The sequence below is a fragment of the Halomonas flagellata genome (assembly GCF_022487945.1).
Classification (GTDB): Bacteria; Pseudomonadota; Gammaproteobacteria; order Pseudomonadales; family Halomonadaceae; genus Halomonas; species Halomonas flagellata.
Map to the genome: position 1 here is coordinate 59,992 of NZ_JAKVPY010000015.1, position 13,323 is coordinate 73,314.

Sequence of the window (13,323 nt, forward strand, 5' to 3'; positions counted from 1 at the left end):
GCTCCGGCCGCCCGGAACGACGGGGAGGACGCCTTATGCAACTGGCCGTGCTGGGAGGCTTCGTGGTGGCTGGCATGGCGCCACTCCTGCATCACTGGTTCGGGGCCAGGACGCCGCTGGTGATGGCGCTGCTGCCCGCCGCCCTGGCCCTCTGGCTACTGGGCCAGTGGCCGACCATCGCCGCCGGCGAGGTGCTGCTGCTGGAGTGGGCCTGGGTACCGGGGCTGGAGATCACCCTGACCTTCCTCATCGACGGTCTGGCCTGGCTGTTTGCCCTGTTGATCACGGTGATCGGTGCCCTGGTGCTGGTCTACTCGGGAGACTACCTGCGCGGGCATCGCGACCTGCCGCGCTTCCTGGTGGTGATCACCGCCTTCATGATGTCGATGCTCGGCCTGGTGCTGGCCGACAATCTGGTGACCCTGTTCGTGTTCTGGGAGCTCACCAGCATCACTTCCTATCTGCTGATCGGCTTCAATCATACCGACCTGTCGGCCCGCAAGGCGGCACTGCAGGGGCTTATCGTCACCGTGGGCGGCGGCCTGGCCCTGATCGCCGGCTTCGTCATGCTGGCCGTGGCCGGCGACAGCTGGTCGCTGGCCGAGCTCACCACCCGCGGCGAGGCGTTGCGCGCCCATGCGCTCTACACCCCGCTGCTGATCTGCGTGCTGGTCGGTGCCTTCACCAAGTCTGCCCAGTTTCCCTTCCATTTCTGGTTGCCCAACGCCATGGCCGCGCCCACGCCGGTCTCGGCCTACCTGCACTCGGCGACCATGGTCAAGGCCGGCGTCTACCTGCTGGCCCGGCTGCACCCGGCCCTGGGCGGCACCGAGGTCTGGGTCGTCACGCTTTCACTGGTGGGGGCACTCACCATGGCCACCGGTGCCTTCCTGGCGATCCGTCACACCAACATCAAGAAGCTGCTGGCCTACTCCACGGTGATGGCGCTGGGCACCCTGACCATGCTGCTGGGTATCGGCACCGACGGGGCCCTGGTGGCCTTCGTGGTCTTCCTGCTGGCCCACTCGCTCTACAAGGGGGCCCTGTTCCTGGTCGCCGGCATCCTCGACCACGAGACCGGTACCAAGGACGTCACCGCCATGGGCGGGCTCAGGCATACCATGCCGCTGACCGCCGCCGTGGCGCTGGTTGCCGGTCTGTCGCTGGCCGGGTTGCCGCCGCTGCTGGGCTTCCTCGGCAAGGAGCTGATGTTCGAGTCGGTGCTCGAGGTCGACGCCTATCGTCCACTGATTCTGCTGCTGGCCTTCGTGGCGGCCTTCCTGACCCTGGCGGTGGCGGCCATCGTCGCCTTGCGGCCCTTCTTCGGCGCATCGAGGCAGCCCCCGAAGGTGCCCCACGAGCCCCCCTGGGGTCTGCTGGCCGGCCCGGCGTTGCTGGCCACGCTGTCGCTGCTGGCGGGCCTGGTGCCAGGCATGCTCGATGGCCTGGTGGTGGCGACGATGGCGGCCATCGGCGCCGGTGAGGCGTCGGTGCACCTGGCCCTCTGGCATGGGGTCAACCTGCCGCTCGCGCTGTCGCTGGTGAGTCTGCTGCTGGGTGGCCTGGTGTTCCGCCACTGGGACCGCCTGCGGGGGCGGCTGGCGCGCCTCGAGCCGATCATCGCCCGAGGCCCCGAGGCCGGCTACGAGGCGCTGATGCGGGGGCTGGTCAGGGTGGCCGAGTGGCAGACCGGCATGCTGCAGAACGGCTATATCCGCAACTACCTGGTGATGACCCTGCTGGTGTTGCTGGGCCTGGTCGGGCATGCGCTCTTCTTCCGCCATTCACTGGATTTCGCCCTGTCCCTGGACCTCTATTTCCACGAGGCGGTGGCGGCGGGCCTGATGGTCGCCGGTGCGGTGGCCGCCTGCGTGATGCGTTCGCGCCTGGCGGCGGTGGCGGCCTTGGGCATCATGGGCTTCTCCATCGCCCTCACCTTCGTGCTCTTCAGCGCCCCGGACCTGGCGATCACCCAGCTGCTGGTAGAGACCCTGACGGTGATCCTGCTGGTGCTGGTGCTGTTCCGGCTGCCGCGTTTCGCCACCCTCTCCACGCCGCAGGAACGCCTGCGCGACCTGGTGGTGGCGACCCTGGTCGGCGGCATGGTCACCCTGCTGATGCTCTCCGTACTCGGCGGTGAGCGCCTGCCGAGGATTTCCGACTACATGGTCGCCAACAGCCAGCCTCTGGGCCATGGCCACAACATCGTCAATGTCATCCTGGTGGACTTCCGGGCCCTGGATACCCTGGGCGAGATGTTCGTGCTGGCGCTGGCGGCCATCGGAGTCTATGCCATGCTGCGCTTCCATGCCGGGGAGTATGACGCCAGGCGTCCCGCGGCCCCACCGGAGAGAGACGATGGTTAGATCCGGCACCCTGATCCTCAATGTGGCGGCGCGCCTGCTGTTGCCGCTGCAACTGCTGTTCTCGCTGTTCCTGCTGCTGCGTGGCCACGACGAGCCGGGGGGGGGCTTCATCGCCGGCCTGGTGGCGGCAGGCGGCTTCGCGCTCTATCTCTTCGCCTACGGCCGACGCGCCATGCACGCCATGCTCAAGGTGTCGCCCCGCGACCTGGTCGGCATGGGGCTCCTGCTCGGCGTGGTCTCGACGCTACCGGCCTGGTGGCACGGCGACCCCTTCTTCACCGCCCAGTGGTGGACGATCCCGGTCATCGATTTCAAGGCATCGACACCGCTGATCTTCGACATCGGCGTCTATCTGGTGGTCCTGGGGTCGGTGCTGACGGCGATCACGGCGCTGGTCAAGACCGACCACGAGGACGACGCCAGGGAGGTCCCATGGAGCCGTTGATGGCCGTCGCGATCGGCATCCTGTTCGCCGCCGCCATCTACATGATGCTGCGGCGGTCCATCGTCAAGCTGGTGATCGGGCTGATGCTGCTCTCCAACGCCGCCAACCTGCTGATCTTCTCCACCGCGGGCATGGTCCGCGGGGCGCCGCCGCTGATTGCCCAGGGGCTGACGGCACCGGAGGGGGTGGTGGCCGATCCCTTGCCCCAGGCCCTGGTGCTCACCGCCATCGTGATCGCCTTCGGCGTGCTGTCGTTCGCCGTGGTGCTGGTGCGTCGCGCCTGGGAGATCGTGCGGGCCGATGACCTGGACAGGATGAAGGATACCGACACGTGAATCCGCAGATCGCGCTGCCCATCCTGATTCCGCTACTGGCGGGTGCCGTGTCGCTGGTGTTCTGGCGTTCCCGGGGCATGCAGCGATTCGTGGCCGTGGCCGGGACCGGGGGGCTGCTGGCCACCAGCCTGTGGCTGCTGGCCACGGTCAGTCGCGACGGCATCCTGGTGATGCAGATGGGCGACTGGCCCGCACCCTTCGGCATCAGCCTGGTGGCCGACCTGCTGGGCACCATCATGGTGGTGCTGACCGGCATCATCGGCTTCGCGGTGGCGCTCTATTCGCTGGCCACCACCGGCCGCGGCCACGAGGCCTACGGCTACTTCCCGCTGATGCACCTGCTGCTGGCCGGGGTCGCCGGGGCCTTCCTCACCGGTGATATCTTCAACCTCTATGTCTGGTTCGAGGTGATGCTGGTGGCCTCCTTCGCGCTGCTGATACTGGGCAGCGAGAAGGCGCAGATGGAGGGGGCGATCAAGTACGTCACCCTCAACCTGCTGTCGTCGGTGATCTTCCTGGTCGCCGTGGGCCTGCTGTACGGCATGGTCGGCACCCTCAACATGGCCGACATCGCCCGTCGCCTGGCCAGCCTGGAAGGCAACGGCATGGTCGACGTGCTGGCGATGATGTTCATGGTCGCCTTCGGCATCAAGGCGGCGGCCTTCCCGCTGTTCTTCTGGTTGCCGGCCTCCTACCACACGCCGCCGGTGGCGGTCTCGGCACTGTTTGCCGGGCTGCTCACCAAGGTGGGGGTCTATGCGCTGTACCGGGTGTTCACCCTGATCTTCCATCACAGCCCCGGCTATACCCACGAGATACTGCTGTGGGGCGCGGGACTGACCATGCTCTCCGGGGTGCTGGGTGCGGCGGCCCAGTTCGAGTTCCGGCGCATCCTGTCGTTCCACATCGTCAGCCAGATCGGCTACATGATCCTGGGCCTGGCGCTGTTCACGCCCCTGGCGATCATCGGTGGGGTCTTCTACATCATGCACCACATCATCGTGAAGACGAACCTGTTCCTGGTCAGCGGCATCGTCCACCGGCTGCGGGGCAGCTACGAGCTCAAGAAGCTCGGCGGCTTCTACCGCACGCATCCCTGGCTGGCGGTCCTGTTCCTGATCCCGGCACTGTCGCTGGCCGGCATGCCGCCGCTCTCCGGGTTCTTCGCCAAGTTCATCGTGATCCGTGCCGGCATCGAGGCCGAGGCCTACGGGGTCACCTTCATCGCCCTGCTGGTGGGGCTGCTCACCCTCTATTCGATGATCAAGATCTGGGCCGAGGTGTTCTGGAAGGCCACGCCGCCGGAGGGGGATGTCGACCCCTATCCGGAGGTCAACCAGCGAGAGCTCTGGCTGATGACGGCCCCGGCGATCGGCCTGGCCCTGTGCACCCTGTTCATCGGCCTCAACGCCGGGCCCATTCATGCCCTGGCCGAAGCCTCGGCCGCCGAGCTGCTCGATCCGGAGCGCTATATCGAGGCGGTACTTGGATCGGGTGGAGAGCGGGGCATGGGCGGGGGGGGAGCGCCATGATCGGGGCCGCCTGGAACCTGCTGCTGGGGTTGGCCTGGATCGTGCTCACCGGCGACTTCAGCGGCCGCAACCTGCTGGCCGGTCTGCTGTTCGGCTACCTGGTGCTGGCACTGATCCAGCCCCAGGTGCCGGCGCTGGCCGGCTATGCACAGCGCCTGCCAAGGCTGATCCGTTTCGTCGGCTTCTTCTTCAAGGAACTGCTGCTGGCCAACCTCAAGGTGGCCTTCGACATCGTCACGCCGCCCTGGTACATGAAGCCGGGGGTGATCGCCATGCCGCTGAAGGCGAGTACCGAGTTCGAGATCGCCTTCGTCGCCAACCTGATCTCGCTGACGCCGGGCACCCTGAGCCTGGACGTCTCCGACGACCGCCGCGTGCTCTACATCCATGCCATGTTCCTCGATGACGAGGCGGCGCTGCGGCGCGGCCTGGCGGAGCTCGAGCGTCGTGCACTGGAACTGTTCCATTGAGAGGGGACCCCTCATGTCGATCGTGATCCTGTTGAGCCTGGTGGTGATGGCGCTGGCGCTCTGCCTGGCCTTCGTGCGCCTGTTCCGCGGCCCCAGCCTGCCGGACCGGGTGGTGGCCCTGGAACTCTTCTCCTCGATGATCGTGGGCATCATCGGGGTGGTGGCCATCGCCACCGACGTGCCGAGCCTGCTCGATGTGGCCATCGTCATGGCACTGATGGCCTTCATGGCCACCATTGGCTTCGCGCGCTTCCTGGAGCGGGGAGGGCCGCGGGATGATTGAGCTCGTCAAGGAAGCGCTGATCCTGGTAGGGGCCATCTTCATGTTCCTGGCCGCGCTCGGGGTGGTGCGCCTGCCCGACCTGCTGACGCGCATGCACGCCACCACCAAGGCGGCGACCCTGGGGGCCACCCTGATCATGCTGGCGGTGGCACTGCACTTCTCCCAGGTGGCGGTGGTCGCCAGGGCCCTGGGGGTCATCCTCTTCATCATGATGACCGCGCCGGTGGCGGCCCACGTGATCGGGCGGGCCGGCTACTTCGTCGGCGCGAAGCTGTGGAGCGGCACGGTGAAGGACGAGCTGCGACCCAATTACGACCCGCTGACCCACGAGCTGAAAAGCGGGCTCGAGACCGAAGCCAATGCCAGGCATCAGCCCAGGGAGAACGACCGGCCCTGAGCCCTCACGGCGAGCAGGTCACGAAGGCCATCCCCGGGACCCCATGAGGGGGCGCGACACCTCTGGTCTGGACGCGGTTTCTGCGCGATGATCGACGCCGGATGATGGTCAAGGAAGGAGTGCAGGAGTGACGATGCGCAGGATGCTTTCCACTACCGTGCTGCTGGCGCTGCTCGCCGGCTGCCAGAGCAGCCCGACCACCGAGGCCAGTGCCGCGGGCCGTAACGCCGAAGGTGCCGAGGCGGCGGCCGCGCCGTCGCCGGCTACCCCCGAGGACGTGGCCGACGTTGCGCCGCCGGCGGATTTTCACGGCTGGCTGACCGGCTTCCGGCGTGAGGCCCGTGCCGAGGGCATCAGCGAGTCGACCCTGGCCCGTGCGCTGGATGGCGTACGCTATCGTCCGCGGGTCCTCGAGCTCGACCGCTCCCAGCCCGAGTTCGTGCGGCCGATCTGGCAGTATCTCGACAGCGCCGTCTCCGCCCAACGGGTGACCACGGGGCGGGATCGGCTCTCGGCGCACCTTGGCACGGCCCGCCGCATGGAGCGGCACTACGGTGTCCCGGCCGAGGTGATCGTGGCGATCTGGGGCATCGAGAGCAACTACGGCGGCAATTTCGGTGACTTCTCGACCCTCGATGCCCTGGCCACGCTGGCCTTCGATGGCCGCCGTCGCGACTTCGCCCGCGGCGAGCTGCTGGCGGCCCTGCGCATCCTCGACCAGGGCGACATCACCCCCGAGCGCATGGTCGGCTCCTGGGCCGGGGCCATGGGCCATACCCAGTTCATTCCCTCGAGCTTCGAGAGCTATGCGGTCGACGGGGACGGCGATGGACGTCGCGATATCTGGGGCAGCATCCCGGACGTGATGGCCTCCACCGCCAACTACCTGGCACGGGCCGGCTGGCAGCCGGGCCAGCCCTGGGGGGTGGAGGTGCGCCTGCCGGAGGGGTTTGATCATGCCCAGGCCGAACTCGCCACCCGTCGCTCGAGCCGCGAGTGGGCTGACCAGGGGGTGCGCACGGTGAGCGGTGAGCCGCTGCCCGGGTTCGCGGCGGCCTCGGTGATCGCCCCGGCCGGGGCTCGCGGGCCCGCCTTTCTGGTGGGCTCCAACTATCGGGCCATCCTGCGCTACAACAACGCCACCAGCTATGCGCTGGCGGTGGGCACCCTGGCCGACGAGATCGCCGGGCGCGACGGCGTGGTGCAGGGCTGGCCCCGGGGCGAGCAGCCGCTGATGCGCAGCCAGGTGCGCGAGATGCAGGAGGCGCTGAATGCCCGCGGCTTCGAGGTGGGCACCCCGGACGGTGTCATGGGGCCCAACACGCGCCGCGGCCTGAGGGCCTTCCAGCAGTCGATCGATGCCACGCCGGACGGCTTCGCCACCGTTCGCCTGCTGGAGCGGCTGACGCGTTGAAGGGAAACCCCGCGGCCGGGTGGAGCGGACAGCGCTGGCGAGGGGCTCAGTTGGTCATGTCGTCGAGGGCCTCGCTGATCGCGTCCCCGGCGCGCTCCGCGCCTTCCCGGGTGCGCTCCCAGGCGCGCCCGGCGCGGTCGCCGACGCGTTCCGCCCCCTCGCGGGTACGCTGCCAGGCACTCTCGGCACCCTCCTGGGTGCGTTCCCAGGCCGCACGCGAACGCTCCCGGGCCTGCTGCTGCCAGTCGTGGTCGTAATGGGGCAGGGCCGCGAATTCCTCCTCGCTGGCCTCGACCACCACCCGGTGAGTGATGGCGCCGTCCTCGTCGACCCGGGTATCCAGCCGGTAGAGGGCGTTGGTGATCACGATTTCCTGGCCGCCGAGCCCCAGGGTGTCCCCGCTCTCCACGACCAGGGCATGGACTGCCATGTCGTCACCGAGCAGGATATCATCGACCTCGCCGACCGGGGTGTCGGGGTCGGATGCCAGGTGCACATCGGCGTCGAGAATCATGCGGGCCGAGTAGAGCCCCTGGGGGTCCGACTGGGCCTGGGCACTGATGACCAGGCCAGTGGCGATCAGGCCCAGGGCGCCGGGCAGTATCGTCCTTGTGATGCGTCCAGTGATCATGGGCTCTCCTCCTGTTGATGGCTCCATGGGGGCCGGCCGGTGCCTCGGTGGCGCGTCCGGCAAGCCGTGTTCACAGCATTTGCGAGTCGCGCCGGCGCGTCAAGTAGGGAACCCCCGGCGCCCGGTGTGGTCCATCTGCATGTTTTTTTGCCCATTTTCGGTCCATCGCCTGGCCAGCATGAAGAGGAGTTCGCCAATGAGAGCCGCCCTGTCATCCCCGCCTGCGATTCGCCGGTCGCGGACAATGTTCGGCCTGTGGGCCGGTCTGCTGCTGGCCATCGGGATGTCCCAGGCCCCTGCCGACGAGAACCCCGCCGACGAGAAGGTATTCGGCTGGGTGGAGAAGGCCACCCTGGAGCCCTGGGGAGTGGAGGTGAAGGCCAAGCTCGACAGCGGCGCCCTGACCTCTTCGCTGGATGCCCGCGAGGTCGAGCGCTTCGAGCGTGAGGACGAGGAGTGGGTGCGCTTCCGGCTGGAGCTGGAGGACGAGGTGACCGGTGAGCTGTTCACCCATGAGATGGAGCTGCCGGTCTATCGCAGCATCCGCCTGCGCGGCGCCGGCGGCACCGACCGGCGTCCGGTGGTGCTGATGAAGGTGTGCATGGGCGACACCGTCTACGAGGAGCAGTTCAGCCTGCGCGATCGCGAGGAGATGCACTATCCGCTGCTGCTGGGCCGGCGCACCATCGGCCACCTGGGGTTTCTGGACGTCCGCGAGACCTTCCTGAGCGACCCGCAGTGTGACGAGGACTCGCGGCTGGTCGCCCATGAGCCGGACCAGGACTGACCCCCTGCTCAGAACAGCCGGGCGAGCAGGGCAGTCACCGCGGTCTCCACGCGCAGGATGCGCGGGCCCAGGTGGATGCCCTCGCAGCCGGCGGCGAGCAGTCGTTCCACTTCCCAGGGGATGAAGCCCCCTTCCGGCCCCACCAGCAGCAGAGTGGGCCCGGTGAGGCCGCGCGGACAGGCCCGGGGCATGCCGGGGTGGGCCAGCAGGCCGCGGTGCTCCTTCAGCAGCCCCGGCAGCCTGTCCTCGACGAAGGGACGGAAGCCCTTTGCCAGTGTCACCTCCGGCATCATCGTGTCTCGCGCCTGCTCCAGGCCCAGCACCAGGTGGGCCTGGATCTTCTCCGCAGCCAGCTCCGGCGATTGCCAGTAGCTCTTTTCAACGCGGCGGCTGTGCAGCAGGGTGATATGCTTCACGCCCATTGCCGTGACGTGCTCGAGGCTGCGCGCCAGCATCCGTGGGCGCGGCAGCGCCAGCACCAGGTGCACCGGTAGCGCCGGTGGCGGGCGCTGGTCGAGGGCATCGATGGCGAAGCGTGCCTCGTGCCCGTCGAGGGCCAGGAGTTCGCCGCGACCGATGCCGCCACCCGCGACACCCAGGGTGAGGCGGTCGCCGGGACGGGCGCGGTGCACCGCGTGCAGATGGGCCAGGCGGCGCGGGTCGCGGACCCGGGCGAGGCATTCGCCCTCGAGGTCGGCGGGCGAGAGCAGGATCAGGTTCATGGGGCCTCGTTTCCCTTGCATGGGCGGTGTCGCGGTGCACAATACCAGTATGGGGGCAAGACCCCACCTCACGACAAGGAGCAGCGCCGTGCGCGTGATACGCAAGTATGCCAACCGCAGACTCTATGATACCGAACAGAGTCGCTACGTGACCCTCGAGGATCTGCGGGGCCTGATCCTCGACGAGGTCCCCTTCCGGGTCGAGGACGCCAAGTCCGGCGAGGACCTGACCCGGACCATCCTGCTGTCGATCATCATCGAGCAGGAGCAGGCCGATGGCGAGTCGGAAGTCTTCTCCAACGACCTGCTCGAGCAGCTGATCCGTGTCTACGCCATGTCCCAGCCGCTGCCGCTGGCCCGCTACCTGGAGCAGGGCACGCGGTTGATGCTCGAGCAGCAGAAGCACGTGCAGGACCAGTGGCAGCAGGCCATGCGCCACTCGCCCATGGAACTGATGCGCGAGCTGGCCGAGGAGAACATGCGGTTCTGGCAGCAGACCATCAGCCAGGCCGGCGACAAGGACGACGACAAGGACGACGACGAGCCGAAGTGACGCCGGGTGGCTCGGGAGGGCGGCGCCGGCGACTTTCTGACATAATGCCGCGACGTTTCGAGATGCCAAAGGTTGAACGGATGAAGGTTCTGATCATCGGCGGCGGTGGCCGCGAACATGCCCTGGCCTGGAAGGTCGCCCAGTCGCCCCGGGTGGAAGCTGTCTTCGTTGCGCCCGGTAACGCCGGCACCGCCCGCGAGCCGGGCCTGGAGAACGTCGACATCGGTGTCGCCGACCTGGCGGGCCTGGTGACCTTCGCCCGGGAGCAGGACATCGCGCTGACCATCGTCGGCCCCGAGGCACCGCTGGTCGAGGGCGTCGTCGACCGGTTCCGCGAAGCGGGGCTGACGATCTTCGGCCCGACCCGGGCCGCCGCCCAGCTCGAGGGCTCCAAGTCCTTCACCAAGGATTTCCTGGCGCGGCACGCCATTCCCACTGCCGACTACCGGACCTTCACCGAAGTGGAGCCGGCCCTCGAGTATCTGGCCGAGAAGGGGGCGCCCATCGTCATCAAGGCCGACGGCCTTGCCGCCGGCAAGGGCGTGATCGTGGCCATGACCTCGCAGGAGGCCGAGGCGGCGATCCGCGACATGCTCGAGGCCAACGCCTTCGGTGATGCCGGCGCCCGGGTGGTGATCGAGGAGTTCCTTGCGGGCGAGGAGGCCAGCTTCATCGTCATGGTCGATGGCGAGACGGTGCTGCCCATGGCCACCAGCCAGGATCACAAGCGGGTCGGTGAAGACGATACCGGCCCCAACACCGGCGGCATGGGGGCTTACTCGCCGGCGCCGGTGGTTACCGACGAGGTGCATGCGCGGATCATGGAGCGGGTCATCCTGCCCACGGTGCGCGGGATGGCCGAGGAGGGCCACCCCTACACCGGTTTCCTCTATGCCGGCCTGATGATCGACCCCCAGGGCAATCCCCGGGTGATCGAGTACAACTGCCGCTTCGGCGACCCGGAGACCCAGCCGATCATGCTGCGGTTGCAGTCCGACCTGGCGGCACTCTGCCTGGCCGGTGCCCGAGGCGAACTCGAAGGGCTCGCCTGTGACTGGGATTCGCGTGCCGCGGTGGGCGTGGTGCTGGCCGCCGGCGGCTATCCCGGCAGCTATCGCAAGGATGACGTGATCGCCGGGCTCGAGGCCGCCGAGGCTACCGGCTGCAAGGTCTTCCATGCCGGGACCCGGCAGAACGCCCAGGGCGAGGTCGTCACCGCCGGTGGCCGGGTGCTCTGTGTCACGGCCCTCGGCGAGGGGGTCTCGGCGGCGCGTGACCTGGCCTACCGGGGCGTGGAGGCGATCACCTGGGAGGGTGCCTTCTGCCGTCGCGATATCGCCTTTCGCGCCATCGCACGCGAGCGCCAGGCCGGCTGATTGCCCGGTCCCGAACCGAAGAACAAGACGAGGGAGCGAGCCGATGTCCCGCGAGTATCCGATCATCGCCGTGACCGGCTCCTCCGGGGCCGGGACCACCACGGTCAAGCGCACCTTCGAGCGCATGTTCGCCCGGGAGGACGTGCACGCCGCCTTCGTCGACGGCGACGCCTTCCATCGCTACAACCGGGAGGAGCTGGCGCGCATCTTCCGTGACGAGCCCGAGCGCAAGGGCGAGCTCTCCCACTTCGCCGTGGAAGCCAACCTGCTCGATCGTCTCGAGGCGCTGTTTCAGGAGTATGGCGAGTTCGGCAGCGGCACCTTCCGCCACTATATCCACGCCGAAGACAAGCAGATGATCGAGGCCGGCTATCGGGTGGGGACCTTCACCGAGTGGCAGTCGCTGCCCTGCGGCACCGACCTGCTGTTCTACGAGGGGCTGCACGGCGGCCTGGTCACCGCCGAGCACGACATCGCCCGTCACGTCGACCTGCTGGTGGGCGTGGCGCCGACCATGAACCTGGAGTGGATCCAGAAGATCGACCGTGACATCAAGCTGCGTGGCTACTCCCAGGAGGCGGTGATCGATACTATCCTGGGGCGCATGGACGACTATGTGCGCTACATCCAGCCGCAGTTCTCGCGCACCCATATCAATTTCCAGCGGGTGCCCACGGTGGATACCTCCAACCCCTTCGAGGTGCAGGACATCCCCTCCGATGCCGAGTCCTTCGTGGTGATCCGCTTCCGCGACCCCTCCACGGTCGATTTCCCCTACCTGCTGGCGATGGTTCAGGATGCCTTCATGAGCCGTCCGCATACCCTGGTGGTGCCGGGATCGCGGCTGTCGCTGGCCATGGAGCTGATCCTGGCGCCGCTGGTGCGCCACCTGCTGGCCCAGCGGCGCTTCCGCTGAACTGGCTTGGCATCTCGGGAGAGACATGGCGAGACGTGACAAGGTGACCATTGCCGATATCGCCAGGCATGTGGGCTTGACCAACATGACGGTATCGCGTGCCTTGAACAAGCCCGACAAGGTCAAGCCGGCGACACGAGAAAGGATTCTCGCTGCGGCTCGGGAGTTGGGGTATGTCCCCAATGCCTTTGCCAGTCACCTCAGGAGTCGCGAGAATCGCTTGATCGGCCTGGTCACGGCCAGTGTCGACAACCCCTTCTATAGCGAGGTGATCAAGGCGATTTCGCGTGATGCAAAGAAGCAGAACTACACCATCATGCTCATCGATACCGATGGTGCGCCGGAACTCGAGGAAGTGGCGATCGAGACCCTTCTCAGTTACCAGGTGGCCGGTATCATCCTGTCGCCGGTCTCCGACGATGCCGAGTATCGTCCCGCCTATCTCGATCGACTGCGCCGGGCCAGGCTGCCTGTGGTGATGCTGGACCGTACGCTGGACGTGGCTGATTTCAGTCGCGTGGTCCTGGACAACCACCGTGCTGGACGATTGCTCGGCGAGCAGCTGGTGAAGCAAGACATCCAGCAGGTGCTGGCATTGACCGGCCCGCGTGGCTCGCGGATAACGCAACAGCGCCTGGCCGGCCTCAAGGAGGCCTATGCCGCTGCGGGCGTCCCCTTGGCGCTGGAACAGCGTCCGGGGGACTACACCCTGCAGCCAGCCTATCGTGACATGGCCGATTACCTGCGTCACGGCATGCTCCCCGAGGCCGTGTTCGGCTTCAACCAGCTGATCACCCTGGGAGCGATGCGCGCCCTGCACGATGCCCATGTGTCCCGGGACGATGTGCTCGTGGTGGGTATCGATCGCCTTCCGTATGCCGATATTTTCGATGTGTCGGTATGGTGCGCCGTTCATGACACCTATCAGGCGGGGCACGAAGCGATTCAATTGCTCTTCGAGAAGATCAATGACCCCGCGGCGTCAGCCCGCGAGGTCGTGATTGCCTCTTCCCTGATCCGGTAGCTTCCACATCAGAGAGCGGTCGGCCCATTACATTGCGGCCCGCTGCCGCCGAGCAGCTACGGGCCGAGAGCG

At 67.5% G+C, this 13,323-nt stretch carries 15 protein-coding genes; 13 read left to right on the plus strand and 2 right to left on the minus strand.

Features of this window, described 5'->3' with window-relative positions:
* Positions 1-35: 35 nt before the first annotated feature.
* From MKP05_RS13325 to MKP05_RS13360, 8 genes are all read left to right on the plus strand, one after another.
* Complete coding sequence (locus tag MKP05_RS13325; protein WP_240568702.1) at positions 36-2,366, plus strand: putative monovalent cation/H+ antiporter subunit A; 2,331 nt, start codon at positions 36-38, stop codon at positions 2,364-2,366.
* Positions 2,359-2,811 carry a Na+/H+ antiporter subunit B gene (locus tag MKP05_RS13330; RefSeq protein WP_110283278.1) on the plus strand — a complete coding sequence of 151 codons (453 nt, stop codon included), beginning with the start codon at positions 2,359-2,361 and terminating at the stop codon, positions 2,809-2,811. Before MKP05_RS13325 ends, MKP05_RS13330 begins: the two co-directional genes overlap by 8 nt.
* A complete protein-coding gene (locus tag MKP05_RS13335; RefSeq protein WP_240568704.1) occupies positions 2,799-3,146 on the plus strand; it encodes a Na+/H+ antiporter subunit C in 348 nt (115 codons plus the stop codon). Before MKP05_RS13330 ends, MKP05_RS13335 begins: the two co-directional genes overlap by 13 nt.
* Positions 3,143-4,678, plus strand: a complete 1,536-nt coding sequence (locus MKP05_RS13340; protein WP_110283280.1) for a Na+/H+ antiporter subunit D — start codon at positions 3,143-3,145, stop codon at positions 4,676-4,678. Before MKP05_RS13335 ends, MKP05_RS13340 begins: the two co-directional genes overlap by 4 nt.
* The gene (locus MKP05_RS13345; RefSeq protein WP_110283281.1) at positions 4,675-5,148 is read left to right on the plus strand and encodes a Na+/H+ antiporter subunit E; all 474 of its coding nucleotides are present in this window, start codon (positions 4,675-4,677) and stop codon (positions 5,146-5,148) included. The genes MKP05_RS13340 and MKP05_RS13345 overlap by 4 nt, the downstream gene beginning before the upstream one ends.
* A 13-nt stretch (positions 5,149-5,161) precedes the next feature.
* The gene (locus MKP05_RS13350; protein WP_110283282.1) at positions 5,162-5,431 is read left to right on the plus strand and encodes a monovalent cation/H+ antiporter complex subunit F; all 270 of its coding nucleotides are present in this window, start codon (positions 5,162-5,164) and stop codon (positions 5,429-5,431) included.
* A complete protein-coding gene (mnhG, locus tag MKP05_RS13355; protein WP_110283283.1) occupies positions 5,424-5,828 on the plus strand; it encodes a monovalent cation/H(+) antiporter subunit G in 405 nt (134 codons plus the stop codon). The genes MKP05_RS13350 and mnhG overlap by 8 nt, the downstream gene beginning before the upstream one ends.
* 133 nt (positions 5,829-5,961) lie before the next feature.
* Positions 5,962-7,242, plus strand: coding sequence for a lytic murein transglycosylase (locus MKP05_RS13360; RefSeq protein WP_240568706.1), 1,281 nt, complete (start codon positions 5,962-5,964; stop codon positions 7,240-7,242).
* A 46-nt stretch (positions 7,243-7,288) separates the two neighbouring features.
* On the opposite strand, the gene MKP05_RS13365 is transcribed toward MKP05_RS13360, so the two are convergent.
* Positions 7,289-7,873, minus strand: a complete 585-nt coding sequence (locus MKP05_RS13365; protein ID WP_181422023.1) for a PRC-barrel domain containing protein — start codon at positions 7,871-7,873, stop codon at positions 7,289-7,291.
* A gap of 196 nt (positions 7,874-8,069) precedes the next feature.
* On the opposite strand from MKP05_RS13365, the gene rloA3 reads away from it, so the two are divergent.
* Entirely contained in the window at positions 8,070-8,660 is a 591-nt protein-coding gene (gene rloA3 / locus MKP05_RS13370) for a retropepsin-like aspartic peptidase RloA3 (protein WP_439108991.1), read from the plus strand.
* Positions 8,661-8,668: 8 nt separating this feature from the next.
* Here rloA3 and MKP05_RS13375 read toward each other — a convergent pair whose 3' ends face one another.
* Positions 8,669-9,382, minus strand: coding sequence for a 16S rRNA (uracil(1498)-N(3))-methyltransferase (locus MKP05_RS13375; protein ID WP_240568708.1), 714 nt, complete (start codon positions 9,380-9,382; stop codon positions 8,669-8,671).
* A gap of 88 nt (positions 9,383-9,470) precedes the next feature.
* Here MKP05_RS13375 and phaR point away from each other — a divergent pair, with 88 nt between their 5' ends.
* The 4 genes from phaR (at position 9,471) to MKP05_RS13395 (ending at position 13,251) form a co-directional block, all read left to right on the plus strand.
* Positions 9,471-9,935: a polyhydroxyalkanoate synthesis repressor PhaR gene (phaR, locus tag MKP05_RS13380; protein ID WP_110283285.1), complete on the plus strand. Its 465-nt coding sequence runs from the start codon at positions 9,471-9,473 to the stop codon at positions 9,933-9,935.
* Positions 9,936-10,015: 80 nt separating this feature from the next.
* The gene (gene purD, locus MKP05_RS13385; protein WP_110283286.1) at positions 10,016-11,311 is read left to right on the plus strand and encodes a phosphoribosylamine--glycine ligase; all 1,296 of its coding nucleotides are present in this window, start codon (positions 10,016-10,018) and stop codon (positions 11,309-11,311) included.
* A 43-nt stretch (positions 11,312-11,354) separates the two neighbouring features.
* Positions 11,355-12,227 carry a phosphoribulokinase gene (locus tag MKP05_RS13390; RefSeq protein ID WP_110283287.1) on the plus strand — a complete coding sequence of 291 codons (873 nt, stop codon included), beginning with the start codon at positions 11,355-11,357 and terminating at the stop codon, positions 12,225-12,227.
* Positions 12,228-12,252: 25 nt separating this feature from the next.
* Positions 12,253-13,251, plus strand: coding sequence for a LacI family DNA-binding transcriptional regulator (locus MKP05_RS13395; RefSeq protein ID WP_110283288.1), 999 nt, complete (start codon positions 12,253-12,255; stop codon positions 13,249-13,251).
* Positions 13,252-13,323: the final 72 nt, after the last annotated feature.

What these genes read in the sequence shown, in the direction of transcription:
- MKP05_RS13360 (WP_240568706.1), top strand. Translation starts at nt 5,962, where the DNA reads ATGCGCAGGATGCTTTCCACTACCGTGCTGCTGGCGCTGCTCGCCGGC.
- MKP05_RS13375 (WP_240568708.1), bottom strand. Translation starts at nt 9,382, where the DNA reads ATGAACCTGATCCTGCTCTCGCCCGCCGACCTCGAGGGCGAATGCCTC.
- MKP05_RS13350 (WP_110283282.1), top strand. Translation starts at nt 5,162, where the DNA reads ATGTCGATCGTGATCCTGTTGAGCCTGGTGGTGATGGCGCTGGCGCTC.
- MKP05_RS13335 (WP_240568704.1), top strand. Translation starts at nt 2,799, where the DNA reads ATGGAGCCGTTGATGGCCGTCGCGATCGGCATCCTGTTCGCCGCCGCC.
- mnhG (WP_110283283.1), top strand. Translation starts at nt 5,424, where the DNA reads ATGATTGAGCTCGTCAAGGAAGCGCTGATCCTGGTAGGGGCCATCTTC.
- MKP05_RS13390 (WP_110283287.1), top strand. Translation starts at nt 11,355, where the DNA reads ATGTCCCGCGAGTATCCGATCATCGCCGTGACCGGCTCCTCCGGGGCC.
- MKP05_RS13365 (WP_181422023.1), bottom strand. Translation starts at nt 7,873, where the DNA reads ATGATCACTGGACGCATCACAAGGACGATACTGCCCGGCGCCCTGGGC.
- MKP05_RS13325 (WP_240568702.1), top strand. Translation starts at nt 36, where the DNA reads ATGCAACTGGCCGTGCTGGGAGGCTTCGTGGTGGCTGGCATGGCGCCA.
- MKP05_RS13345 (WP_110283281.1), top strand. Translation starts at nt 4,675, where the DNA reads ATGATCGGGGCCGCCTGGAACCTGCTGCTGGGGTTGGCCTGGATCGTG.
- purD (WP_110283286.1), top strand. Translation starts at nt 10,016, where the DNA reads ATGAAGGTTCTGATCATCGGCGGCGGTGGCCGCGAACATGCCCTGGCC.
- MKP05_RS13330 (WP_110283278.1), top strand. Translation starts at nt 2,359, where the DNA reads ATGGTTAGATCCGGCACCCTGATCCTCAATGTGGCGGCGCGCCTGCTG.
- rloA3 (WP_439108991.1), top strand. Translation starts at nt 8,070, where the DNA reads ATGAGAGCCGCCCTGTCATCCCCGCCTGCGATTCGCCGGTCGCGGACA.
- MKP05_RS13395 (WP_110283288.1), top strand. Translation starts at nt 12,253, where the DNA reads ATGGCGAGACGTGACAAGGTGACCATTGCCGATATCGCCAGGCATGTG.